Raw genomic sequence first — 23,850 nt, 5'->3', positions numbered from 1 at the left:
CATTGGGCGGACCTCCAACGCTTGTCGGGGCTGAACGAGCCGCCTCCGCTTTTCTTTATTTTTTATGCTTGATCTTACCTGTCCATTTTTTAAATCCGCCTTGCAGCTGGTGAAGATCACGGTAGCCTTTGCGGTGAAGCATCTGTGCTGCACGTGCACTTCTCATGCCGCTCTGGCAGTACAAGTATACAGGCTGATCATTGCGGATCTCTTTTTGTCTCATTTTCATTTGGGAAAGAGGGATATTGCGGGCACCAAGAATATGACCGTTATCAAACTCATTGGATTCGCGTACATCGATCAGCTGAGCTTTACGGTAACCTGCTTTAAACTCTTCCTCTGTCAATGTATTGACCACTCTTTTTTGATTGAAGTACGTAAATAGCGAATAAGCGATGATCCCGCCAAGTACGACTAAAAGAATAAATAAACCATCCATCTTGCTTTCATGCTCCTTTCTTCAAATGCACTATCTACTATTATATTCATCATTTAACACAGAATCAAAAGAAATTTACTATTTCAGCAAAGCTCTTCCCCAATCTTGCTTTCGACTCTGGAAAATATCGCAATTTTACTATTATCCGCTGCAAACTAAACGTATGGCTCATTATTTTGTTTGAAAAAGAGCAGTTTTTGACGGAACCTAAAGCAAAGACTTACCAATCCGTTTTCCTTTGTTTTTCGAGAAGGATTTGGTAGACTAGTAACGGATTGAATACATAGTGATGATAGAAGTTCATAAATAAAAGAGGTATGTAAAATGTCAAAAGAAACATGGAGATTCATCGATTCAGGCAATTGTTCACCCTCATATAATATGGCGCTCGATGAGGCGCTCTTAGATTGGCACAGTGAAGGGAAGATTCCTCCGACGATCCGTTTTTATGGATGGGATCCTGCAACGCTCTCTGTTGGATATTTTCAGAAAGTCGAAAAGGAAATCAATATGGATGCCGTGAAGGAATACGGCCTGGGCTTTGTAAGGAGGCCGACCGGAGGAAGAGGCGTCCTTCACGATGAGGAGCTCACCTACAGTGTTATTGTATCTGAAGAACATCCAGAAATGCCTAAAACCGTAACGGAAGCATATAGAGTCATTTCAGAAGGAGTTCTGAAGGGATTCCAGGGTCTTGGACTAGAAGCCTACTTTGCTGTCCCGAAGACAGCGGAAGAGAGGGAAGGATTGAAAAATCCACGATCCGCCGTCTGCTTTGATGCGCCGAGCTGGTATGAACTGGTAGTGGAAGGCAGGAAGGTTGCAGGCAGTGCACAGACACGTCAAAAAGGTGTCATCCTTCAGCATGGATCCATCCTTCTGGATCTAGATGAAGATAAGCTGTTCAGCTTGTTTAAGTACCCTTCAGAACGGGTGAAGGAGCGTATGCAAAAAGCGTTCAAAAATAAAGCTGTTGCCATGAATGAGATTTCACGTGAAAGAATTACGATGGACATGGCGAAAGAAGCATTTAAGAAAGGTTTTGAAGAAGGGTTGGATATCCATCTCGAACCATATGTCCTGTCAGAGGAAGAAACACAATATGTAGAAAACCTGGCAAAAACCCGATATGAATCAGATGAGTGGAATTTTAAACGTTAAAAAATTTTGTTAGGAAAAAAGCGATGCGTGTCGCTTTTTTCCTATTTTACCAACTATTTCTGAAGTTGAAAGTTTAGCAACTCTTAAAATAATAGATTTCCGTTTAAAATAGGAATGTTATCTATGAGATTCTCCGGTTTTCTATTATTTTCTGCTTATTAGGAGTTTGACAAATAAATAAAAATCTGACCTCAACACAATATATGGTGTGTCGAAAAATATATTATACACCATATATTGTGTTTATTTATTGATTTTGGATTGAGCCTGTGATAACGTATTAATTGTTAAAGGTAAACAAGCTAATTAATGATAAATGAATTATTTAAGGTAGAAGGAGTTGTCTGTATGGCTGTTGCGTCGAAGAAAACGATGAATTTAAACAAAGAAAGATTGAATCAGGATATCGGATTGTTCCCCCAAGTACATCCTATCACCCCGGATATGAAAACCACTCACAAAGGTGTATCCCGCTTGGTAATGATTGACCGCTACTCTTTCAAAGACACTGAGAAGATCACTCTATCAGCAGGCGACTTTGTCGTATTGACAATCAAGGAGGACCCGAAATTCCCGGCCAGGGGCCTTGGCTATATAACTGCCATTGACTGGGAAAACAAAAAAGCGGATGTCTGGATCGAAGAGGAATACAGAAGTGCGATCGATAAACCGCAGGAAATCGAAACGGGCGTTGTGACACGTACACTGGATGTCATTGAAAAACCTTTGGAAGTCTACTACGAACAAATTGCAAAGCGAAACGCAACAGGCTTGGCGGAAGTAGAAAAAACTCCTGAAAAGAAACAAGAATGGTTTGAAAAGTTCTATCATGAACTTGTCAACCTGCATTTCGTACCTGCAGGACGTGTATTGTACGGAGCGGGTGCGGGGACTGATGTAACCTACTTTAACTGTTATGTAATGCCATTTGTACAGGATTCACGTGAAGGGATCTCTGAGCACCGTAAGCAGGTCATGGAAATCATGAGCAGGGGAGGCGGTGTCGGAACGAACGGATCGACGCTTCGTCCGCGCAACACTTTGGCCAAAGGGGTCAACGGTAAATCATCTGGATCTGTATCATGGCTGGATGATATTGCAAAGCTGACTCACCTGGTTGAACAAGGCGGTTCAAGACGCGGTGCACAAATGATCATGTTATCCGACTGGCACCCTGATATCATCGAATTCATCATTTCTAAAATGCAGAACCCGCGTATCCTGCGCTATCTGCTTGAGAATACAGAAGATGAGAATATCAGGAAAGCTGCAGAAGATAAACTGAAATTCACTCCCCTTACAGAGCAGGAAGAAGCGATGTATCAGGGAATCATCAACTATAAACAAATACCTGGGTACGGTGGTTTCGACGAGAAGATCATCAAAAGTGCCGAGGAAAAGCTGCGGACGGGTGGTACCTACAGTGTACATAACCCGGAATTCCTGACAGGAGCGAATATTTCTGTCTGCCTGACAAGTGATTTCATGGAGGCGGTCGAGAAGGATGAGGTATACGATCTGCGCTTCCCGGATGTCGAAAGCTATGATGCAGAACAAATGAAATATTATAACGACGAATGGCATAATATCGGCGATGTACGAGAATGGGAGAAGCTTGGATACAAAGTAAGGACATACAGGAAGATCAAAGCCAAAGAACTATGGAATCTAATCAATGTATGTGCCACTTATTCAGCTGAACCGGGTATTTTCTTTATCGACAATGCCAATGACATGACAAATGCAAAAGCATACGGTCAAAAAGTCGTGGCAACCAACCCATGCGGGGAACAACCGCTCGCACCATTTTCAGTGTGTAACCTTGCGGCTGTCAACCTGGCTCAATTTGCAGACAAAGATACGAAGACAGTGAACTTTGACAAGCTGAAGAAAACGGTTGAAGTGGGAGTCCGCATGCAGGATAATGTCATCGATGCCACACCTTACTTCCTGGAGGAAAATAAGAAGCAGGCACTGGGAGAACGCCGCGTCGGTTTGGGCGTCATGGGTCTTGCGGATCTTCTTATCTACTGTGAAAAAGAATACGGATCTGAAGAAGGTAACAAACTGGTGGATGAGGTCTTCGAGGTCATCGCTACAACAGCTTACCGCGCTTCTGTTGAACTGTCGAAGGAAAAAGGTAGCTTTCCTTTCCTGACAGGTGAAACGGCAGAAGAAACGGAAAGACTCAGAAAAGCCTTCATCAATACAGGCTTCATGAAAAAAATGCCTGAAGATGTGAGGGAAAATATCTTAACCCACGGAATCCGCAACTCTCATTTATTGACGGTTGCCCCTACGGGATCCACCGGTACGATGGTCGGTGTCTCTACAGGACTTGAGCCATACTTCTCGTTCACTTACTACAGAAGCGGACGACTGGGTAAATTCATTGAAGTGAAAGCGGATATCGTGGAAGATTATCTGAAGCGTAATCCTGATGCTGATGCAAATGAGCTGCCTGAATGGTTCGTATCCTCAATGAACCTCGCACCGGAAGCTCATGCCGATGTTCAGTGTGTCATCCAGAACTGGATTGACAGCTCGATCTCAAAAACGGTAAATGCTCCAAGAGGATATACAGTTGAAGAAGTACAAAAAGTGTATGAGCGACTGTACAAAGGTGGAGCGAAAGGCGGTACCGTTTACGTCGATGGAAGCCGTGACTCTCAGGTTCTAACGCTGAAAGCGGAAGAAAACAGCTTTGATGAAGAAGACGTTCATGAGGAAGTAAAAACTGAGAAAAAACCGATCGTGCTGCTGGATACCATCCAGGATGTACGTTCAACAGATGTGACCATTGGATCTGAAGTCGGGAATACTTGCCCGGTATGCCGTAAAGGTACCGTTAAGGACATGGGTGGCTGCAATACATGTACGAACTGTGGTGCACAGCTTAAATGTGGATTGTAAATCCGTTTTGAAAAAGGAGAGGACTCGTTCCTCTTCTTTTTTTTGTGCATTTGCTCAGGTGAGCCGCCTCCGCTTTTCAACCTGTCCAGCTCCTGGGCTTAGAGGCACATGTCATAAGCCAAACCGTCCAAGAAGGCAAAAAGCGCCTTCATGGCCGATTCGTCTTAAGCCACCCGCCTCTGAGCAAAGCCCTTCCGCTTTTCTTATTGTCCAGCTCCTGCGGCTAGCCCCTCGAGGTCATAAGCTAAATGGCCCAAGAAGGCAAAAGACGCCTTCCTGGTCCATTCATCTTATGCTTGTCGGGGCTGAGCAAGCCGCATCCGCTTTTCTTGTGTCCAGCTGCAGGGCTTAGAGGCACATGTCATAAGCCAAATCGGCCAAGAAGGCAAAGAACGCCTTCATGTCCGATTCGTCTTAAGCCACCCGCCTCTGAGCAAAGCCCTTCCGCTTTTCTTATTGTCCAGCTCCTGCGGCTAGCCCCTCGAGGTCATAAGCTAAATGGCCCAAGAAGGCAAAAGACGCCTTCCTGGTCCATTCATCTTATGCTTGTCGGGGCTGAGCAAGCCGCATCCGCTTTTCTTGTGTCCAGCTGCAGGGCTTAGAGGCACATGTCATAAGCCAAACCGGCCAAGAAGGCAAAGAACGCCTTCGTGGCCGATTCGTCTTATGCCACCCGCCTCTGAGCAAAGCCCTTCCGCTTTTCTTGTTCTAAATTGTTCCTTTCTAAATTAAAGATGTATAAACAGCTTTGAAGGAGTGGAGCCTGTGGACATCGATGGAGTATTTTCTGGCGGAGGGGTAAAAGGGCTCGCCTTGATAGGTGCTTACCAAGCAATTGAAGAAAGAGGGTTTCGTTTCAGGAGAGTGGCTGGTACAAGTGCCGGCGCCATTGTTGCAGCTTTTATTGCAGCGGGATACTCGAGCAGCGAGCTTAAAGATATTATGGAAGAAATGGACATCAAGAAGGTATTGGATACAAACGCTGTTTTTTCAATTCCCTTTATTAAGTGGTTCAGAGTCTATTATCGATTAGGGTTGTATAAGGGGATAGCTCTTGAGAATTGGATCGAACAAAAACTTAAAGCAAGGGGAATATATACTTTCGCTGACCTTCCCGAGAAGTCCCTGAGAGTCATCGCTTCCGACTTATCCAATGGGAGGCTTCTTGTTTTGCCAGATGATTTAGAAAAGTATGGTATTTCACCTCAAACTTTCCCTGTTGCCAGGGCCATCAGGATGAGTGCAAGTCTTCCTTACTTTTTTGAACCTGTGAAACTGCGCTCATTGGAAGGCACCAGTTTACTCGTGGATGGGGGGGTACTCAGTAACTTTCCGATGTGGCTGTTTGACAGGGAGAATGTAAAGAAAGTCAGGCCCGTCATCGGAGTGAAATTGAGTCATAATTCACTCGAGCGGCCAAAGAATAAGATCAAGAATGCAATCGAGTTGTACAGTGCCCTTTTCCAAACAATGAAAGACGCTCATGATTCTCGTTATATTTCAAGAAAGCATGAGAAGAATATCATTTTTATACCGACGGAAGGGGTACAGACGACTGAATTTGAATTATCTAAAGAAAAAAAGGGAGAGTTGATTCAACTCGGGAAATATCAGGGAGAACTTTTCCTGAAACAATGGACCTATTAGGGTATCATTGCAAAAAAACAATCGGGCACTCGTTTAAAAGGAGGCCCGATTGTTTTTTTTATTCTTTTTTCCCTCAATGACCGTTAAGTTCGCACTGGATTTTTTACGATGGGACCGCTTCTTTGACAGCGGAGAAACGGTTGGTCTCTGTGTCTTGGCGGTCGATTTTTTCTTTAGTCTCTTTTTGGATTGTTTGGCTGCTTTAAGAAACGCTCTTTGTTCGTTGCTGCCAGCACCACGCTTATGGCTGAACCATCTGCGGTAAATAAAGTATATGATGCCGATAACGGCTGCAGTGACAAGTATTTTTCGAAGGAGTCCGAGTGGATTTCCTACCAGCCACGATCCTAATCCTACAATCGCTAATACAATCAAGGTGAATACCAAAATATTGCGAGCGTTCAACAAAGCCACCTCCTTACGATTCAATCGTTCTTTAAACCTTACTATTATGATTATTTTTGACAAATTATATTCATTTTAATCTTCGATTTGGGTAGTTTTTCAGATGTTTGGATTCCGAGGTTGTAATAAACATATTCACTGAAACCAAATTCGATAAACATGTGATAGAAATATAAACTTCCTTACAATGTATTTTACTAAAAATTCTCAAAAAGAGCCAGACTGCTGAATCGAAATGTTCAAAAATGAAAATTTGTTGAAAAGGAATTATATGCAAGTGTTTGGTTGAATCGGGCATACTATGAGCGGAGGTGTTCAAGATGTCGGAACATAAAAATCAACCGGAAAAAGAGAAAGGCGACCAATCCAACCCTGAACTGGAACAGAATAAAAGTGAAAAACCAATGTCGTTCATAGGGATGGTGGTGGTGACAGGATTTATTGGAGGCTTATTATGGAGTGCGATTGCGTATCTAAGTTATTATTTTTCCTTTACCAAGATTGAACCAAATATTATTTTCGAACCTTGGGCAGTTGGAGATTGGAAGGATCGCTGGATAGGGATTGCTTTATCCATTTTAGCCTATGGCATTATTTCCATCGGAGCGGCACTGGTCTATTACGGGGTCCTGCGGAAGTTTAAATCGATCTGGGTGGGCGCAGGGTATGGAATCGTATTGTTTTTAACAGTATTCTTACTGTTGAAACCTCTTTTCCCGAGTATGAAGTCCTTGACGGCCATCGATTATCATACTCTGATTACAACAGTGTGTATCTACATCCTCTACGGAGTCTTCATTGGATATTCTATATCGTATGAAGAGAATGAGCTGAGACATCAGGAACAAAAGGAAAAGACAGGTGAAGTAGTACCTTAACCTCCTTGTTATCAGATAATTTAGTAGGTATAGGTAAAAGGTTTATGTTAGAATGTTCATGTTGAACATTCTATTTTTTTAGGGGTTATCTATGGGGAAAATATTATTATTAAACGGCCCGAATTTAAACAGATTAGGAAAACGTGAACCTGAAATCTACGGTCACACCACCCTTCAGGAATTAGAAACGAAACTGAAGGAACAAGCAGATCAAAAAGGCTATCAGTTGACTTCCGCTCAATCGAACGTTGAGGGAGAGATGATTGATCATATTCATAAAGCTGAGGATGAAGGGTATGCAGGCATCATCCTGAATCCGGGTGCGTATACTCATTACTCTTACGCTTTACGGGATGGGGTAGCTTCTGTTTCAGTACCTGTTATAGAAATCCACATTTCCAATATCCATCAGCGTGAAAGTTTCAGGCATCATTCAGTCATTGCGCCGGAAACGATCGGTCAGATCGTCGGATTGGGACTTTACGGATATGAATTAGCCTTAGATGCCATCATTAATTACATAAAAGGGAGAGTGTAAGGGGATGAAGATTGAACAATTACGCAGAACATTTTCTGAAAGCGGTATAGACGGGATGTTGATTACAAGTACATATAACCGTCGCTATATGACAAACTTCACTGGTTCTTCGGGTGTAGTATTATTATCACAGGAGAAAGCTTTATTCATCACGGATTTCAGGTATACCGAGCAGGCGGCGGAGCAGGCAGCGGACTATGAAATTGTCCAGCATACCGGTCCCATTCAGGAAGAAGTGGCGAAACAAGTCTCGAAATTGGGAATCAAGAAACTCGGTTTTGAAAAAAATTATATGACATACAGTGCGTTTGAGAGCTATCAGAAGGTACTCGAAGCTGAACTCGTCCCTGTAGCTGGCACGATTGAAAAGTTACGCTTGATTAAGACACCTGAAGAGCTTAAGATAATTAAGGATGCGGCAGACATAGCGGATGCAGCATTCAAGCACATATTAGATTTTATCAAACCGGGCGTTACAGAACTGGAAGTGTCTAATGAATTGGAATTCTTCATGAGGAAAGCGGGAGCCGCTTCTTCATCTTTTGATATCATAGTGGCATCTGGAAATCGATCTGCACTGCCTCATGGAGTGGCAAGTGATAAAGTCATTGAAAAAGGTGATTTTGTTACATTGGATTATGGTGCATACTATAAAGGATATTGTTCTGACATGACTCGTACCTTATCTGTAGGAGAGCCAAGTGAAAAGCTGAAGGAGATTTACGATGTTGTCCTTCAATCACAGCTGCTCGCTATGGAAAAAATCAAGCCTGGAATGACAGGGAAAGAAGCAGATGCGATTGCCCGGGATTACATAACAGAAAAAGGTTATGGTGAGTGCTTCGGACATTCTCTAGGACATGGAATCGGTCTTGAAGTTCATGAGGGACCTGGTCTTTCTTCACGTTCTGAAGTAGTACTTGAGCCTGGTATGATTGTAACGGTTGAACCGGGAGTGTATGTTCCTGGGGTAGGCGGTGTACGTATCGAAGACGATACACTCATCACCGAGGATTCCAATGAAACATTGACTCACTCAACTAAAGATCTAATCATTCTACCATTTTAGTCCTTGTAAGAGGTCTAATTGACAATAGGAGGAACAAACATGATTTCAGTAAATGATTTTCGTACAGGTTTAACAATCGAAGTGGATAATGGGATTTGGAGAGTTATGGACTTCCAGCATGTTAAACCGGGAAAAGGGGCAGCGTTCGTCCGCTCTAAACTTCGTAACCTTCGCACAGGTGCTGTGCAGGAAAAGACTTTCCGCGCTGGTGAGAAAGTAGCGAAAGCACAGATTGATAACCGCAGAATGCAGTACCTTTATGCCAACGGCGATATGCATGTATTCATGGATAACGAAAGCTATGAGCAAATCGAATTACCGGCAGGTTCAATCGAGTATGAATTGAAGTTCCTGAAAGAAAACATGGAAGTTCAAATCATGATGTATGAAGGAGAGACTCTTGGAGTCGAGCTTCCGAATACAGTTGAACTGACTGTAACGGAAACTGAGCCAGGAATCAAAGGTGACACAGCTTCTGGTGGATCTAAGCCTGCAACAGTCGAAACAGGATTAGTCGTGAACGTACCATTCTTCGTAAACGAAGGAGATGTACTCGTCATCAATACGACTGACGGCTCATACGTTTCACGCGGCTAATATAAAATTTCAAAGCATAAACCCAAAGCCTAAACAGATAATATTCTGTTTAGGCTTTTTGTTGTTCAATTGTCTCTACCGCTTATGCATTGAGGGTCATGCCTCTAATTTCTTGGCATATTCTATTTTCATCAGAATACATTGTATTATCTGGGGCTTGTACGCTGTTATTGCCAGTCAGTTTAAGCCCGGTGGAAATAGAGGAGGAGGTACATCCATGCAAGAAGTTCTAGCCCTGCTACCCAGCACAATATCTGAAAGAATCCTGTCCCTTCCACAAGATGTTCTGGATACAACTGAAGAAATAAGAGTCCGTACAAACCGGGTATTGGAAGTCACGGCAAGGGGGAAACCTTACTTTCTGCCATACAATGTTACACCGGAAGACTCTGAACAGCTTATCAATAAACTGTCCCATCATTCTTTTTATACATTGGAGGAAGAACTCAAAAGAGGATACATCACGATTGATGGAGGGCATAGGGTGGGACTTGCCGGAAAAGTCATTTTAGAGTCCGGCACTGTGAAAGGGATCCGTCACCTGTCATCCTTCAATATCCGGATTGCCAGGCAAAAAATCGGGATTGCTCGGCCGCTTTTGCCGTACGTGTATAAAGGCGACTGGAAGCACACGATGATCATCGGTTCTCCCCAAACAGGAAAAACCACCCTGTTAAGGGATCTGGCGAGAATCATCTCAACAGGAGACCGTGAACAAAATATTCCTCCCTATAAAGTAGGGATCGTAGATGAACGTTCCGAAATTGCAGGCTGTGTGAACGGGGTTCCGCAGCTTTTATTCGGTCCCAGAGTCGATGTCCTTGATGCTTGTCCAAAAGCCGAAGGCATGATGATGCTTATTCGTTCCATGAGTCCAGATGTCCTGATCATAGATGAAATAGGCCGCACAGAAGACGGCCAAGCCATACAAGAAGCGGTCAATGCAGGCATTACATTAATGATGACAACTCACGGGGCTTCTTTGGAAGAAGTGAAAAAGAGACCTGTCATCAGGGATATCATCGGGATGCAGAGTATTGAACGATTCATTGAGCTTAATAGAGAAACAGAACCTGGACAAGTGTCTGAAGTTTTGAATGAGCATGGAGAATCTCTATTGAACAAAGTGAGTGTGACGTAAATGATAAAAATTTTAGGTGCAATCTTCATTCTTCTCTCTACTTCATGGGCAGGTTTTGAAGTCTCGAAGTATCTGACAGAGAGGCCACGGCAGCTTCGGTTGCTTAAAGTGGCACTTCAATCCCTGGAGGCTGAAATAACCTACAGTCATACGCCTCTTCATGAAGCGACTAGAAAAATATCCAAACAGCTTCAGAAACCGGTCTCGTGGTTTTTTGAGAATTTTTCAAAGAAATTGACCGAACAGGAGATTTCAGTGAAAAAAGCATGGGAGGACAGTCTGGATGAGGTATGGAAACTGACGGCATTCAAGTCGGGGGAATATGAAATTCTGAAGCAGTTCGGTGAAAACTTGGGAAAGCATGATTTGGTCACGCAGCAAAAACACATACACTTGGCTTTAAAACACTTGGAAAGAGAAGAGACGGAAGCGGTCGAAAGACAAAGGAAGTATGAAAAGATGACGAAGAGTCTTGGATTTTTATCAGGTCTTCTTCTGATCATTCTGCTTCTATAAAGATGGAAACGACAGTAGTCAGAAGGCCGTGCTAGTGTAACCCGTGCGAGTCAATGAGATCAGGAGGGAAAAATTATGGGAATCGATGTGGATATTATTTTTAAAATTGCAGGGGTGGGTATAGTCGTCGCCTTTTTGCACACCATCTTAGATCAAGTAGGAAAAAAAGAATACGCACAATGGGTCACACTGTTCGGCTTTATCTATATTCTCTTTATGGTCGCATCCATCGTAGATGATTTGTTCCAGAAGATCAAATCCGTCTTTTTATTCCAAGGGTAAAGGGGGAGTCAGCGATTGAGATCATCCAAATTGTCGGTATCGCCCTTGTATCCACGTTTCTTGCACTGATCGTAAAAGAACAAAAGCCCAACTTTGCTTTTTTACTCATCGTGTTTGTCGGCTGCTCCATTTTCCTGTTTCTGATCGACCAAATTTATACCATCATACACATGCTGGAGAAGCTTGCGGCCAACGCGAATGTAAATCTTGTCTATGTTGAAACGATCCTGAAAATCATCGGCATCGCTTACATAGCCGAATTCGCTTCTCATATTACGAAAGATGCAGGTCAGGGTGCGATTGCTGCAAAGGTAGAGCTTGCAGGCAAGATTTTGATTTTGGCTATGGCCGTGCCGATCCTGACAGTGATCATTGAAACAATCATCAATATGATTCCAACCGGATAAGAGAGGATGAAGAGGTGGGATACTTGCAGCAATTAAATCGAATACTCGTCGTAGCACTATTTTTCTTTTTCATGGGCAGTTCTGTCGGACAAGCCGAAGGAAACAAGGAACAGGAGGATCCCGGTTTACAGCAGCAGGTCATCAACCAGCAGCTCGAAGGCTTGGGGATCGATGAGCTGAAAAGCTTTTGGACAAGCATCGTGGATCAATACGGGGGATATCTCCCTGAAAGTCAAAAAGGGAGCTTAATGGACTTTATTAAGGGTGAGAAAGAATTTTCTTTAAAAGCCTGGTTCAGCGGAGTACTTAAATTTGCGTTCCAAGAGTTGGTTATGAACGGAAAGCTTTTGGGAACATTGATTTTACTTACGATTTTCAGTATGTTCCTGCAATCTCTGCAAAACGCATTTGAAGGCGGAAATGTAAGTAAGGTGGCATATGGAATCATCTTCATGGTGCTGATCATCATCGCCTTAAACAGCTTTCACGTTGCGATCGATTACACACAGGAAGCGATTTCGACCATGATCAATTTCATCATCGCCCTCATTCCATTACTCCTTGCATTGATTGCAGCATCAGGAGGAGTCGTATCTGCCGCATTTTTTCACCCTGTCATCCTGTTTTTGATGAACACAAGCGGACTGCTGATTCAGAATGTGGTCCTGCCGCTCTTATTCCTTTCCGCTCTGCTGAACATTGTCAGCACCCTGTCACCGCATTATAAAGTGACACAGCTTGCTCAGCTATTACGCACTTGGAGCATCGGACTCCTAGGAGTATTCATGACCGTCTTTCTGGGGGTCATCTCCGTGCAGGGCGCGACAGCAGCAGTCACCGACGGCATCACGATCCGTACAGCTAAATTCATTACCGGAAACTTTGTGCCAGTCATTGGAAGGATGTTCACCGATGCAACCGATACCGTCATCAGTGCTTCCGTGCTCTTAAAGAATACTGTTGGAATTGCTGGAGTGGCAATCGTGCTTATCATTGCAGCATTCCCCGCCATCAAGATCCTGATGATCGCCTTTATTTACAAGCTCGCTGCAGCACTGCTCCAGCCGCTTGGAGGCGGGCCGGTCATCGAGTGCCTGGATACGATCGCGAAAAGTGTCATCTATGTATTTGCAGCCCTCGCCATTGTATCATTCATGTTCTTCTTGAGCATCACCGTCATCATTGCAGCCGGCAATATTACCATGATGGTTCGTTGAAGGAGGGACGACCATGTCATTTCTAACTGAATGGATCACCAATATTATCGTATTTGTGCTGTTGGCAACCGTCATTGACATGCTTCTTCCAAGCTCGAATATGCAAAAGTACGTAAAGATCGTGACGGGATTATTATTGATCACCATCATCCTTACTCCTTTATTGAAGCTGATGACCGCTGATGTTGATGCCGTCATGGATTCATTCCGTATAAATGGAACTTCCCAGAATAATTCTGTAGAAAATTTAATAGAAATGAAGAAAAAAGAAATACAAGCCTCACAACGTGCATATATTTTAGAACAGATGGCTGTCCAAATGAAACAGCAAGCTGAAAAGGAGTTGATGGATAAAAGCGGAAAAGTCATTGAGAAAGTCAGTATAGCTGCATCCGATTTGGAGAACATCCCAGACAGCATCACAGAAGTGACGGTATATCTTTCTTCAGGAGAAGAGGAAGGTGCAATCGAAGCCGTCCAAAATGTGGAGATCGATACGGGAGATAAGACAAGAGTGCAGAAGACAGATGAGAATGTGTCCCTGGTGACCTCCTTATTAGCGGAAGAGTGGAACCTCTCACCCGAACAAATAATCATAGCCGAAGGAGGGACGGGAAGCGACAATGAACTTTAGCAAAGGACCCGTAAATCTAATTAAAGAGTGGCTGTCAAAGGAAAATGCTCAAACACCTCCGGAAAACAAAAAAGGAAAAAAGTTTCAGTATTTTATGATCGTCCTGCTCCTCGGGGTCGCCTTCATGCTGATCAGCGATCTATGGAAAAACGAACCGAGTGTAGCGGTCAATCAGAATCTGCAGGAAGATGAGAAAGAAGATGTACCTGCATTCGGAACTAATAAAAGCAAAGATTCTCCAATGCGGAGCTATGAGGACCATTATGAAAATCAGCTTAAAGAAGCACTTGATCAAATCGTAGGAGTCAGCGACGCCCTCGTGGTGGTCAATGTAGAAGCCTCCGAGCAGAAAGTGTATGAAAAAGATGGGAAAACTCAGTCCCAGCATACTACCGAAGAGGACAAAGTAGGTGGAAAAAGATCGATAGAAGAAAAATCCAGCGAAGAACAGGTGGTCATCATACAGGACGGTGAAAAAGAAGTACCCGTCATCAGTGAAACCAGAAAACCTAAAGTCAGCGGAGTCCTTGTGGTAGCTAAGGGAGCCGATAACATACAAATCAAAAAATGGATTTTGGAAGCTGTTACCCGCGTTCTGGATGTTCCGGTTCACAGGGTATCGGTTCTACCTAAAGATTAAGGGGGAAATAATAGATGTTATTAAAAAAACAAACAGTTTGGCTTTTAACGATGTTAAGTCTTGTGATTGTTCTTTCCGTTTACTACATTACTTCACCTACTCAGCAGGTATCAGATATGGCAGCCGAGCAAAATGAAGGCGGCAAACAGGCAAAAGAAGGTGAAAACAAAGAAACAATGACAAATGGTGATGTGGAAGTCGTAACAGATTCAGCCGGAAATGAAATGTTTGAAGCGATGAGAATGGAAGTGGAAGACCAGCGAGCACAGCTCCGTGAAGAGCTTGAAGCGAAAGTTGGAGATCCTGAATTGTCTGCAGAAGAGAAGAGTGCAGCCTACGAGCAAATGGAAAATCTGCGTGAATTGGCAATGACAGAATCTGTCCTGGAAACAACGATCAAAACGATCGGTTATGACGACGCACTGGTAAGAGCGAATGGAGACAGCATCCGCATCACGGTCAAAACGGACAAAGAGCACACAACGGCAAATGCAAATGAAATCATCCGACTGGTTATGAGTGAAGTGGGTAATGTGAAGCCTGTAGCGGTGGAATTTCAGCCGACAAATTAATTAAAACAAAGAAGGACCGGCCGTTATTATGATAAAGGCCGGTCCTTCTTTGTGCTTATTTGATAAATTATCATTGGGGATTGACCGGGGCGGAAATCAACAGCCCCGGTCAATAGAGCCATTGAATAATGAATTTAGTCGGCACCCTTTGACAAAAATCTTCTTCAATTATTTTATTTTTTTGAATAAAAGAGATAAAATAAAAGGGGAGTATGTATGCGCTTCATAGAATAGCTCGAAACACATATTGAATTTATACGAGGTATTATCGTATGATATTAGTAGCTAGTCATAATTTTTTAAACTATAAGAGGGGTGTCCAAAGTGTTAAAAATTCAAGAAATTCGTGAAATAATAAAGCTTGTCGATAATTCAAGCGTGGATGAGTTTTCATATGAGGTTGAAGGAACAAAAATCGAACTTAAGAAGAATACAGGAGCTGTTCCAGCACCACAAATCGTCCAAGCTGCAGAAGAAGTAAGGCAGCCGGCTCAACAAGCGGTACAGCAAGCACCTGCACCTGTTCAGACAGAAGCAGCGCCTGCACCGGCAGAAGTAAATACACCTGCTGAAGCAAAAGCGGATGATGCAAACTTACATAAAATCACATCTCCAATGGTAGGGACTTTCTATAAATCTTCTTCACCGGATGCGGATGCATATGTGAAGGCAGGTTCAAAAGTAGATGACAGCACAGTTGTGTGTATCGTCGAAGCGATGAAGCTGTTCAACGAAATTGAAGCGGAAGTAAAAGGTGAAATTGTTGAGATTTTAGTCAAAGACGGTCAACTTGTTGAATATGGACAGCCGTTATTCTTAGTCAAACCTGAATAAGGAGCGATAAACTTTATGATAAAAAAGGTATTGATTGCCAATAGAGGAGAAATAGCGGTTCGGATTATACGTGCTTGCCGCGAATTGAATATAGAAAGTGTAGCTGTCTATTCTGAAGCGGATAAAGAAGCCCTGCATGTCCAGCTTGCTGATGAAGCCTATTGTATCGGGCCAACATCATCAAAGGACAGTTACTTAAACTTTACTAATATTATCTCAGTTGCAAAATTGACGGATTGTGACGGGATCCATCCCGGTTACGGTTTCCTTGCAGAGAACTCGGACTTCGCAGAGCTTTGCCGTGAATGTAACATCACATTCATCGGTCCATCTCCTGAAGCCATTTCAAAAATGGGGACTAAGGATGTCGCACGTGAAACGATGCGTGAAGCGGGCGTTCCGATCGTACCCGGTTCCAAAGGGATCGTAAAAGACGCAGACGATGCCGTGAAACTTGCGGAATCAATGGGGTACCCTGTCATCATCAAAGCCACTGCCGGCGGAGGCGGTAAAGGGATCCGTGTTGCAAAGACGCAGGAAGAGCTTGTGAAGGGTGTCAACATCACCCAGCAGGAAGCAATGACCGCATTCGGTAATCCTGGCGTGTATATTGAAAAGTTCATCGAGGACTTCAGACACGTTGAAATCCAGGTTATGGCTGATAATTTTGGTAACGTGATTCACCTTGGAGAGCGTGATTGTACCATTCAGCGCCGTCTGCAAAAACTTATTGAAGAAACACCATCCCCTGCACTGAACGAAGAAATCCGCGCCCAAATGGGAGAAGCTGCAGTAAAAGCAGCCAAAGCGGTTGATTATACAGGTGCAGGCACGGTAGAATTTATTTATGACTACAACAATCAATCGTTCTATTTCATGGAGATGAATACCCGGATCCAGGTAGAGCATCCTGTCACAGAACAGGTTACCGGGGTTGATTTGATCAAAGAACAAATCAAAGTGGCTTCTGGTGAGAAGTTGTCCCTTACCCAGGAAGAAGTAACCTTCACAGGGTGGGCGATGGAGTGCCGGATCAATGCAGAAAACCCTGAGAAGAACTTCATGCCTTCAGCAGGAAGAATTGAAATGTATCTTCCTCCGGGCGGACTTGGCGTAAGAGTCGATTCTGCTGCATATCCTGGTTATATGATCCCTCCTTACTATGATAGTATGATTGCGAAGGTCATCACTTATGGAGCGACACGTGAAGAGGCGATCTCCCGTATGAAACGTGCTCTAAGTGAATTTGTTGTAGAAGGGGTGCATACGACCATCCCGTTCCATTTAAGATTATTAGAACATGAAACCTTTGTAGGTGGAGAATTCAATACGAAGTTCTTAGAAAAATATGATGTTATGAAATCCTAGTGTGAATTCAGGAGGTGCCTTACATGGCGGAAAATCAAAACCTTTTACAAATGTCTCACGGTAAAGACGGCCTTGGGAAAATAGAAATCGCACCTGAAGTGATCGAAGTGATAGCTGGAATTGCTGCTTCAGAAGTTGAAGGCGTATCACAAATGCGCGGAAGCTTTGCTACAGGTGTAGTCGAGCGTCTTGGTAAGAAGAACCACGGTAAAGGTGTTAAGGTCGAGTTGGCGGAAGAAGGAATTATCATAGATGTCTACTGCATCATGAAATTCGGTGTCTCAATACCGACCGTCGCACAGAAAATCCAGGATAATATTCGTCAAGCCCTACTGAACATGACCGCTTTGGAAGCAGATGAAGTCAATGTTCATATCGTGGGTGTCCAGTTTGAAAACCAGACACTTGAAGCTGAAATTGATGAAGAGATGTAAATTAGTTTAAGAAGAGAGCGGCCTTTTGGGCCGTTCTTTTTTTATCGAAAATGCGGGGTTTTGTTGAGGGAGATTGGTTCAAAACCGGAGGAGGTCAAATTCTTTATTGATAAATATTACTGACTACATACATTTGTGAGGGAGCTTACCACTGGAGAGAAATACGAAGGAATTGCCCTCAATTTTGTCTCTTTTATTAGTTTTTAAAAGGTTTTTATACAATTCTCTTAAAAGTAGTCTGTTTTTGTGAACCGGGATTATGCTCCGGCTCAGGATTATTAAAATATTAATTTTTATTGTTCCGCTTTCACAATAATTGCACGGATATCCTAATAATTGCACCGATATCTAAATAATTGTTCCGCTTTCCTCATAATTGAACTGGATGTCGAATTTTCTTCATTTTACCGCTAGACTTCCAATGATTGTAATTTTCCCGGACTTTTTCTAAAAAAACATCATGTGAAGTGGAAGAAGCGCGTTCTTCCCAACCGCTTCTTATGCTTGTCGCTCCTGAGCCAACCTCCTCCGCTTTTCCATTGTCCAGCTGCAGGGCTTAGAGGCACATGTCATAAGCCAAATCGGCCAAGAAGGCAAAGAACGCCTTCATGTCCGATTCGTCTTATGCCACCCGCCTCTAGTCAAAGCCCTTCCGCTTTTCTATTATCCAGCTCCGGCGGTTAGGAGCTCGAGGTCATAAGCTAAACTTACCAAAAAGGCACAAAACGCCTTTCCGGTAAGTTCATCTTATGCTTGTCGCTCCTGAGCAAACCGCCTCCGCTTTTAGTTTCAGAATATTATTTTTTCTCCATTCACGTGCGTATTGCCACCAGTTTGTGCTATTATCAAAGGTATGAAAAATTGACAATCGATTAAAAGGAGTAATTAGAAGATATGAAGAGAAGAGTTGCCCGTGAGAAAGCTCTGCAAGCTTTGTTTCAAATAGATATGAGCGGTGTGGAACCGGAAGAAGCATTGAAAAATGTTGTTGATGGAGAAGAAGTAGACGCATTTTTAAAAGACCTTGTATTAGGTTTTGTTAAGAATCAGGAAATGATTGACGGAAAGATCAGGGAGAATTTAGAAAAGTGGTCATTTGACCGCCTGGCTAGAGTGGATCGGAATATTTTGAGAATCGGAGCGTTTGAGTTACTATTTGTTGAAGATGTTCCGGACAAAGTTGTCATCAATGAAGCCGTTGAAATTGCAAAAACCTTCGGTGATGATCAATCGAGCAAGTTCGTGAATGGTGTACTCTCCAAAGTAAGTCAACCTTAACAATGATAGGAGGCTGGTTGAATGTCTGCTGATCTTATTGATGGCAAGCTCATTGCAAATTATTATCGTGAACAATTGAAAGAAACCATTTCCGAATTAAAAGCAAATGATGTGATTCCTGGGCTGGCTGTGATTCTGGTCGGTGATAATCATGCCTCCCACACATATGTGAAAATGAAGAGGAAGGCCTGCAGTAAGCTGGGGATTCATTCTGAACTTTATCAGTTTGATGAATCATTAACGCAGGAAGAGCTGGTCGGTAAAATAGAAGAGTTAAATGGGATGGATCATATACACGGCATCCTGGTCCAATTGCCTTTGCCTCAGCATATTAATCCGATTACGATCATTGAAACCATTTCACCCTCTAAGGACGTGGATGGATTTCATCCCGTTTCGATCGGGAAGATGGTTACAAATCAAGACACGTTTTATTCATGCACACCTTTGGGCATCATGAAGATGCTTGAGTATGAGAATGTCGACATCAGAGGGAAGCACGTCGTGATATTAGGCAGAAGCAATATCGTCGGAAAGCCTGCCGGTCACCTTTTTCTTAATCGTGATGCAACCGTCACCTATTGTCATTCTAAAACAACCGACCTCTCGGAATATACGAGAAAAGCGGATATTCTCGTTTCGGCTGTAGGAAAGGCTAATTTGATACGTGCAGAAGATATCAAAAAAGGTGCAATCGTCATCGATGTAGGAATGAATCGTGATGAGGAAGGGCAATTGTGCGGAGACGTCGATTTTAATGCTGTTAAGGACGTTGCCGGGAAGATTACACCTGTCCCAGGCGGAGTCGGACCGATGACCATTACCATGCTTCTTTATAACACGGTGAAATCAGCACGATGGTGGCTGGTTGATCGCCAAAATCAATAAAACATAGTACACTATATACAACAACTCAGAAGGGACGGCATATCAGCTTGTCCCTTTACGTATTCCTGCATGATAAAATAAGTGCGTGAAGTTGCCTTGTCGATGAAGCGCTTTTCGCTGCAAAAAAGAAATGGAAAATGCATGGTCAAAGGAGTCAGGTGAGCATGGAACAGGATCAGTCGCGTTATTTAACGGTACAAGCTCTGACAAAATACATAAAACGAAAATTTGATAGGGATCCGCACTTGTCGAATATGTTTGTGAGAGGGGAAATTTCAAATTTCAAGCAGCATTCAAGCGGTCACATGTACTTCACGTTGAAGGATGACCGGGCAAGAATACTCTCAGTCATGTTCTCGAGTAACAATCAAAACCTTAAGTTTCGTCCTGAAAGCGGAATGAATGTATTGATTCGGGGAGACATTTCCGTCTATGAAGCAGGCGGACAATATCAAATCTATGTAAAAGAAATGCAGCCGGACGGAATCGGTGAACTTTATCTCGCATATGAGCAATTAAAGGAAAAACTTGAAAAAGCAGGTTACTTCGATCAAAGCAGAAAAAGAATGATTCCGAAATTCCCCGCCAGAATCGCAGTCGTAACGTCCCCCACAGGTGCTGCCATAAGGGATATTCTTACAACGATCAAAAGAAGGTACCCAATCGGGGAAATCCTTATCTTTCCTGCACTTGTTCAGGGAGAACGGGCTGCAGATTCGATTGCTGAAGCCATCAGGAAAGCGAATGAATACGAAGGGATCGATGTGCTGATAGCAGGACGCGGCGGCGGCTCCATCGAAGAACTGTGGGCATTCAATGAGGAAATAGTGGCCAAAGCGATCGTCGATTCGACTATTCCGGTCATATCAGCTGTCGGGCATGAAACAGACTTTACGATTGCCGATTTTGTTGCTGATTTACGGGCGCCTACCCCTACTGGTGCGGGTGAACTTGCTGTTCCCCATATCGATGACTTGCTTGAACGGATCATGAACCGTAAATTAAGGATGATCAAGTCATTCAAGTCAAAGATTCAAAATGAACGAAATCGACTGAACAGTTTGTCAAAATCGTACGCGCTGAGGAACCCTCATACTCTATACCAGCAAAAAGTCGAACACGTAGACAGGCTGACAGATCAGCTGCAAAAAAATATATCACTGCATGTAAGGCAGCAAAAGGATACCCTTAACGGACTGCATTCCAGGCTCCAGCGTGTTCATCCTTCCCAGCTCCTGAAGATTCAGGAAGAACGGGTGAAATTTTTACAGGAACAAGTGAAAAAGCAGTTTAGGGCAGTCCTGAAAGAAAAAGGACATCGATTTCAATCGGCCATTTCCACATTGGATGCGCTGAGTCCTTTGAAAATCATGGACAGGGGTTACAGTCTTGTTTATGGGTCAGAAGGGGAATTGATAAAATCTTCCGGGCAGGTTGCCAAAGGTGATAAACTCGAAATAGATGTTAAAGACGGAATCATACAATGTGAAGTAGATACGGTAAAGGAGCGGGATGAAAATGGCAAAAGCTAAAGAAGAACTGTCATTTGAAGAGGCCATGGAGCAACTGGAAGGCATTGTTGAAAAATTGGAAGAAGGCGAAGTTCCCTTGGAAAAGGCATTGCAATTTTATCAAAAAGGGATGGAACTTTCTAAGTATTGTCACGATACCTTGAACAAAGCAGAAAAACAGTTAACGAAAATGATCACGGATGAAGGGGAAAAAACCTTCGATATCAAAGAGGAGGAGTAGTGGGTGAGCCTTCATGTTGATCTAGGAACTTTTCAGCAAAAATATAAACCGATGATTGAAGAAGCGATGATCGGATTCGTTCGGGAAAAAGCCATGCCCTCCACGATTAAAGATGCCATGATATACTCTTTGGAAGCTGGCGGAAAACGAATCCGGCCGATTCTTTTATTGGCTGTCATCCATGGCTACGGGAAAGACCCGCAATCTGGAATGAAAACAGCAGCAGCGCTTGAAATGATTCATACATATTCCCTGATCCATGATGACCTTCCATCAATGGATGATGATGATTTAAGAAGGGGAAAACCTACAAATCATAAGGTGTTCGGGGAAGCGATGGCAATCCTCGCTGGAGACGGACTGCTGACGCATAGTTTTCAGCTCATTGCTGAAGACACACTTCTTCCCGGTGAATCAAAAATCACGTTAATGGGCCTAATGGCCAGATGTGCAGGTCCTGAAGGTATGGTGGGCGGACAGGTTGCTGATATTGAAGGGGAAAACAAGAAGCTGTCTGTTGCAGAATTGGAATCGATCCATGTCCATAAGACAGGGAAATTACTCATTTTCAGTACGCTGGCGGGTGCCATCATCTCCGGGGCCACAGTTGAAGAACAAAACAAACTTGAGAAATTTGCTTATCATATCGGGCTGGCATTTCAAATTCAGGATGACATCCTCGATATCGAAGGAGCTGAAGAATTGATCGGCAAACGGACCGGGAGTGATGAATCCAAACAAAAAAGCACGTATCCTGGACTCCTTTCCATGAAAGGTGCCAAGGATAAACTGCAGTTTCATTTTGATGAAGCATTGGATTCACTCACCGGACTAAGTATGGATACGGCATTGCTCAAGCAAATTGCCCTTCTCATAGTCAACCGCAACCATTGAGGTTCTTTACTATTTGAGGAAATCAAAAAATATGATATAATATGGTCATAAACATTTGGGTGGTGCAGTATTCTAGTCAACCCACCAATCCTGAAGGTGGGCCTAAAAATCCACTAAAGGGCACATCGATGAAGTTCCTGGACTTGGCTTGAGGCGCCCAGCTTTGGGTCATATCTGGGAGTAAGGCTTGAGGGCGATCCACAATGGCATGTGGGCGTTGACCCGCAAGCCGCGGAGGCTCTGTATCTTACGCTGGCATAACGCATGTGCAATAAGTGCAGAGTATGAACCTGCGATTGTGATTCAATTGATCACTAGCAGCGTAGCCTGCCTTGAGTGAAGAGAGAGGGGATTATGGTTACAAAGTACACATCAGTTGGCCATTGATATGTGCTTTTTCGTCCATATGAAATCCTTTTTGCAAAAGAGGCTAAGGATTGTGTTAAGGGTTGTTGAGGAAAACTCCTAGACTGTTCTTTGGACATATATCGGGGATTATAGTGCGGACTAAGTGGTAATCCAGTCTAGCCTGTGGTGACGCGGCTAAGTCGGGTTTAAAGGGAAACCGCCGGTATGGCAACATCCGGTACCTGATTGGGAAAACCTACTGGACCTAAGCTGCAATTTTTACTCTATATATGACCATCCAATTACATAGTATTCGAACGATATATTTACACAGTAGAAACGGTGTGTGTAGACGATAATGAATGATACATTGAAAAACTCAATAAAATGGAGTGTCAGTATTGCCGTTATCACATTCGTGTTAGCGGCTATTTTTTCAGTTACATCCAATATGGTATTAAATGGTGTGCCATGGGGTACGGGGTTATTCGTAGTCCTCATCATCGTGTGTATCGGGATCTTTTTCGATATGCTGGGGATTGCCGCCACTGCCGCAGATGAAACCCCTTTTCATGCAATGGCAGCCAAGAAAGTATACGGTGCGAAATATTCAATCAAGATCGTAAGGAATGCAGATCGTTTTGCAAGTTTCTGTAATGATGTCATCGGGGACATCTCAGGAATCATAAGTGGTACTGCCTCCGCGATCGTCATCATCCAATTAGCGGTTTCCTTTCAGCTTGAAGGCGGATCGATCAAGGAATATATCGTAAGTGTGACGTTGACAAGTATAATCGCCTCTTTGACCGTTGGCGGGAAAGCCATTGGGAAAACGTTTGCGATTACGTATTCAAAGGATATAATATTTAGAGTTGGTACTGTTTTGCAATTTATAGAAGATCGATTCCATATCGTTCTGATCAAAGATAAAAAAGATCAAAAAAAGAAAAAGCGCAAAACCGAGAAACAAAATTTATAGTCATGAAAGTGAGTGGACC

26 protein-coding genes are annotated in these 23,850 nt (G+C 43.3%); 24 read left to right on the top strand and 2 right to left on the bottom strand.

Features of this window, described 5'->3' with window-relative positions:
• Nucleotides 1–55 precede the first annotated feature (55 nt).
• Nucleotides 56–439: a rhodanese-like domain-containing protein gene (locus ACUXV2_RS12775; protein ID WP_446243577.1), complete on the bottom strand. Its 384-nt coding sequence runs from the start codon at nt 437–439 to the stop codon at nt 56–58.
• Between the two features lie 324 nt (nt 440–763).
• On the opposite strand from ACUXV2_RS12775, the gene ACUXV2_RS12770 reads away from it, so the two are divergent.
• The 3 genes from ACUXV2_RS12770 (at nt 764) to ACUXV2_RS12760 (ending at nt 6,160) form a co-directional block, all read left to right on the top strand.
• Nucleotides 764–1,600, top strand: coding sequence for a lipoate--protein ligase family protein (locus ACUXV2_RS12770; protein ID WP_446243576.1), 837 nt, complete (start codon nt 764–766; stop codon nt 1,598–1,600).
• A gap of 348 nt (nt 1,601–1,948) precedes the next feature.
• Nucleotides 1,949–4,513 carry a vitamin B12-dependent ribonucleotide reductase gene (locus ACUXV2_RS12765; protein ID WP_446243575.1) on the top strand — a complete coding sequence of 855 codons (2,565 nt, stop codon included), beginning with the start codon at nt 1,949–1,951 and terminating at the stop codon, nt 4,511–4,513.
• A 765-nt stretch (nt 4,514–5,278) separates the two neighbouring features.
• Complete coding sequence (locus tag ACUXV2_RS12760; RefSeq protein ID WP_446243574.1) at nt 5,279–6,160, top strand: patatin-like phospholipase family protein; 882 nt, start codon at nt 5,279–5,281, stop codon at nt 6,158–6,160.
• A gap of 33 nt (nt 6,161–6,193) precedes the next feature.
• Here the strand turns inward: ACUXV2_RS12760 and ACUXV2_RS12755 are convergent, their stop codons facing one another.
• Complete coding sequence (locus ACUXV2_RS12755) at nt 6,194–6,574, bottom strand: SA1362 family protein (RefSeq protein ID WP_446247068.1); 381 nt, start codon at nt 6,572–6,574, stop codon at nt 6,194–6,196.
• A 311-nt stretch (nt 6,575–6,885) separates the two neighbouring features.
• On the opposite strand from ACUXV2_RS12755, the gene ACUXV2_RS12750 reads away from it, so the two are divergent.
• The 21 genes from ACUXV2_RS12750 to ACUXV2_RS12650 all read left to right on the top strand — a co-directional run bounded on the left by ACUXV2_RS12750 (nt 6,886) and on the right by ACUXV2_RS12650 (nt 23,831).
• A complete protein-coding gene (locus ACUXV2_RS12750; RefSeq protein ID WP_446243573.1) occupies nt 6,886–7,443 on the top strand; it encodes a YqhR family membrane protein in 558 nt (185 codons plus the stop codon).
• Between the two features lie 91 nt (nt 7,444–7,534).
• Entirely contained in the window at nt 7,535–7,981 is a 447-nt protein-coding gene (aroQ, locus tag ACUXV2_RS12745) for a type II 3-dehydroquinate dehydratase (RefSeq protein ID WP_446243572.1), read from the top strand.
• 4 nt (nt 7,982–7,985) lie between these two features.
• Nucleotides 7,986–9,050: a M24 family metallopeptidase gene (locus ACUXV2_RS12740; protein ID WP_446243571.1), complete on the top strand. Its 1,065-nt coding sequence runs from the start codon at nt 7,986–7,988 to the stop codon at nt 9,048–9,050.
• 39 nt (nt 9,051–9,089) lie between these two features.
• Nucleotides 9,090–9,647: an elongation factor P gene (gene efp / locus ACUXV2_RS12735; RefSeq protein WP_446243570.1), complete on the top strand. Its 558-nt coding sequence runs from the start codon at nt 9,090–9,092 to the stop codon at nt 9,645–9,647.
• A 217-nt stretch (nt 9,648–9,864) separates the two neighbouring features.
• Complete coding sequence (gene spoIIIAA / locus ACUXV2_RS12730; RefSeq protein ID WP_446243569.1) at nt 9,865–10,788, top strand: stage III sporulation protein AA; 924 nt, start codon at nt 9,865–9,867, stop codon at nt 10,786–10,788.
• The gene (gene spoIIIAB / locus ACUXV2_RS12725) at nt 10,789–11,304 is read left to right on the top strand and encodes a stage III sporulation protein SpoIIIAB (RefSeq protein WP_175991076.1); all 516 of its coding nucleotides are present in this window, start codon (nt 10,789–10,791) and stop codon (nt 11,302–11,304) included.
• A gap of 75 nt (nt 11,305–11,379) precedes the next feature.
• Nucleotides 11,380–11,586, top strand: coding sequence for a stage III sporulation protein AC (gene spoIIIAC, locus ACUXV2_RS12720; RefSeq protein WP_006838772.1), 207 nt, complete (start codon nt 11,380–11,382; stop codon nt 11,584–11,586).
• A 14-nt stretch (nt 11,587–11,600) separates the two neighbouring features.
• Entirely contained in the window at nt 11,601–11,993 is a 393-nt protein-coding gene (spoIIIAD, locus tag ACUXV2_RS12715; protein WP_098151200.1) for a stage III sporulation protein AD, read from the top strand.
• A gap of 23 nt (nt 11,994–12,016) precedes the next feature.
• Nucleotides 12,017–13,210, top strand: coding sequence for a stage III sporulation protein AE (spoIIIAE, locus tag ACUXV2_RS12710; protein ID WP_446243568.1), 1,194 nt, complete (start codon nt 12,017–12,019; stop codon nt 13,208–13,210).
• Between the two features lie 13 nt (nt 13,211–13,223).
• Complete coding sequence (spoIIIAF, locus tag ACUXV2_RS12705; RefSeq protein WP_446243567.1) at nt 13,224–13,844, top strand: stage III sporulation protein AF; 621 nt, start codon at nt 13,224–13,226, stop codon at nt 13,842–13,844.
• The gene (spoIIIAG, locus tag ACUXV2_RS12700) at nt 13,834–14,484 is read left to right on the top strand and encodes a stage III sporulation protein AG (protein WP_446243566.1); all 651 of its coding nucleotides are present in this window, start codon (nt 13,834–13,836) and stop codon (nt 14,482–14,484) included. Before spoIIIAF ends, spoIIIAG begins: the two co-directional genes overlap by 11 nt.
• 14 nt (nt 14,485–14,498) lie before the next feature.
• The gene (locus ACUXV2_RS12695) at nt 14,499–15,056 is read left to right on the top strand and encodes a SpoIIIAH-like family protein (RefSeq protein ID WP_446243565.1); all 558 of its coding nucleotides are present in this window, start codon (nt 14,499–14,501) and stop codon (nt 15,054–15,056) included.
• 324 nt (nt 15,057–15,380) lie between these two features.
• A complete protein-coding gene (accB, locus tag ACUXV2_RS12690; protein ID WP_446243564.1) occupies nt 15,381–15,890 on the top strand; it encodes an acetyl-CoA carboxylase biotin carboxyl carrier protein in 510 nt (169 codons plus the stop codon).
• A 15-nt stretch (nt 15,891–15,905) separates the two neighbouring features.
• Nucleotides 15,906–17,258 (top strand): acetyl-CoA carboxylase biotin carboxylase subunit, encoded by a 1,353-nt coding sequence (gene accC, locus ACUXV2_RS12685; RefSeq protein WP_446243563.1) that lies wholly within the window; start codon nt 15,906–15,908, stop codon nt 17,256–17,258.
• 23 nt (nt 17,259–17,281) lie between these two features.
• A complete protein-coding gene (locus ACUXV2_RS12680; protein ID WP_446243562.1) occupies nt 17,282–17,692 on the top strand; it encodes an Asp23/Gls24 family envelope stress response protein in 411 nt (136 codons plus the stop codon).
• 894 nt (nt 17,693–18,586) lie between these two features.
• Nucleotides 18,587–18,970, top strand: a complete 384-nt coding sequence (gene nusB / locus ACUXV2_RS12675; protein WP_446243561.1) for a transcription antitermination factor NusB — start codon at nt 18,587–18,589, stop codon at nt 18,968–18,970.
• Between the two features lie 21 nt (nt 18,971–18,991).
• Entirely contained in the window at nt 18,992–19,858 is an 867-nt protein-coding gene (folD, locus tag ACUXV2_RS12670) for a bifunctional methylenetetrahydrofolate dehydrogenase/methenyltetrahydrofolate cyclohydrolase FolD (protein ID WP_446243560.1), read from the top strand.
• 164 nt (nt 19,859–20,022) lie between these two features.
• A complete protein-coding gene (xseA, locus tag ACUXV2_RS12665) occupies nt 20,023–21,390 on the top strand; it encodes an exodeoxyribonuclease VII large subunit (protein ID WP_446243559.1) in 1,368 nt (455 codons plus the stop codon).
• Nucleotides 21,377–21,610, top strand: coding sequence for an exodeoxyribonuclease VII small subunit (gene xseB, locus ACUXV2_RS12660; RefSeq protein WP_446243558.1), 234 nt, complete (start codon nt 21,377–21,379; stop codon nt 21,608–21,610). The genes xseA and xseB overlap by 14 nt, the downstream gene beginning before the upstream one ends.
• 3 nt (nt 21,611–21,613) lie before the next feature.
• Complete coding sequence (locus tag ACUXV2_RS12655; protein WP_446243557.1) at nt 21,614–22,504, top strand: polyprenyl synthetase family protein; 891 nt, start codon at nt 21,614–21,616, stop codon at nt 22,502–22,504.
• 706 nt (nt 22,505–23,210) lie between these two features.
• Complete coding sequence (locus ACUXV2_RS12650; protein ID WP_446243556.1) at nt 23,211–23,831, top strand: hypothetical protein; 621 nt, start codon at nt 23,211–23,213, stop codon at nt 23,829–23,831.
• Nucleotides 23,832–23,850: the final 19 nt, after the last annotated feature.

The sequence above is a fragment of the Rossellomorea sp. NS-SX7 genome (assembly GCF_052828565.1).
The sequence above is the reverse complement of the archived record's forward strand: the minus strand, read 5'-3'. Positions and strand labels throughout refer to the sequence as shown.

What these genes read in the sequence shown, in the direction of transcription:
- ACUXV2_RS12770 (WP_446243576.1), top strand. Translation starts at nt 764, where the DNA reads ATGTCAAAAGAAACATGGAGATTCATCGATTCAGGCAATTGTTCACCC.
- xseB (WP_446243558.1), top strand. Translation starts at nt 21,377, where the DNA reads ATGGCAAAAGCTAAAGAAGAACTGTCATTTGAAGAGGCCATGGAGCAA.
- nusB (WP_446243561.1), top strand. Translation starts at nt 18,587, where the DNA reads ATGAAGAGAAGAGTTGCCCGTGAGAAAGCTCTGCAAGCTTTGTTTCAA.
- aroQ (WP_446243572.1), top strand. Translation starts at nt 7,535, where the DNA reads ATGGGGAAAATATTATTATTAAACGGCCCGAATTTAAACAGATTAGGA.
- ACUXV2_RS12765 (WP_446243575.1), top strand. Translation starts at nt 1,949, where the DNA reads ATGGCTGTTGCGTCGAAGAAAACGATGAATTTAAACAAAGAAAGATTG.
- spoIIIAC (WP_006838772.1), top strand. Translation starts at nt 11,380, where the DNA reads ATGGGAATCGATGTGGATATTATTTTTAAAATTGCAGGGGTGGGTATA.
- efp (WP_446243570.1), top strand. Translation starts at nt 9,090, where the DNA reads ATGATTTCAGTAAATGATTTTCGTACAGGTTTAACAATCGAAGTGGAT.
- ACUXV2_RS12680 (WP_446243562.1), top strand. Translation starts at nt 17,282, where the DNA reads ATGGCGGAAAATCAAAACCTTTTACAAATGTCTCACGGTAAAGACGGC.
- accC (WP_446243563.1), top strand. Translation starts at nt 15,906, where the DNA reads ATGATAAAAAAGGTATTGATTGCCAATAGAGGAGAAATAGCGGTTCGG.
- spoIIIAF (WP_446243567.1), top strand. Translation starts at nt 13,224, where the DNA reads ATGTCATTTCTAACTGAATGGATCACCAATATTATCGTATTTGTGCTG.
- folD (WP_446243560.1), top strand. Translation starts at nt 18,992, where the DNA reads ATGTCTGCTGATCTTATTGATGGCAAGCTCATTGCAAATTATTATCGT.
- spoIIIAB (WP_175991076.1), top strand. Translation starts at nt 10,789, where the DNA reads ATGATAAAAATTTTAGGTGCAATCTTCATTCTTCTCTCTACTTCATGG.
- xseA (WP_446243559.1), top strand. Translation starts at nt 20,023, where the DNA reads ATGGAACAGGATCAGTCGCGTTATTTAACGGTACAAGCTCTGACAAAA.
- ACUXV2_RS12650 (WP_446243556.1), top strand. Translation starts at nt 23,211, where the DNA reads ATGAATGATACATTGAAAAACTCAATAAAATGGAGTGTCAGTATTGCC.
- ACUXV2_RS12695 (WP_446243565.1), top strand. Translation starts at nt 14,499, where the DNA reads ATGTTATTAAAAAAACAAACAGTTTGGCTTTTAACGATGTTAAGTCTT.
- ACUXV2_RS12740 (WP_446243571.1), top strand. Translation starts at nt 7,986, where the DNA reads ATGAAGATTGAACAATTACGCAGAACATTTTCTGAAAGCGGTATAGAC.
- spoIIIAG (WP_446243566.1), top strand. Translation starts at nt 13,834, where the DNA reads ATGAACTTTAGCAAAGGACCCGTAAATCTAATTAAAGAGTGGCTGTCA.
- ACUXV2_RS12775 (WP_446243577.1), bottom strand. Translation starts at nt 439, where the DNA reads ATGGATGGTTTATTTATTCTTTTAGTCGTACTTGGCGGGATCATCGCT.
- spoIIIAA (WP_446243569.1), top strand. Translation starts at nt 9,865, where the DNA reads ATGCAAGAAGTTCTAGCCCTGCTACCCAGCACAATATCTGAAAGAATC.
- ACUXV2_RS12750 (WP_446243573.1), top strand. Translation starts at nt 6,886, where the DNA reads ATGTCGGAACATAAAAATCAACCGGAAAAAGAGAAAGGCGACCAATCC.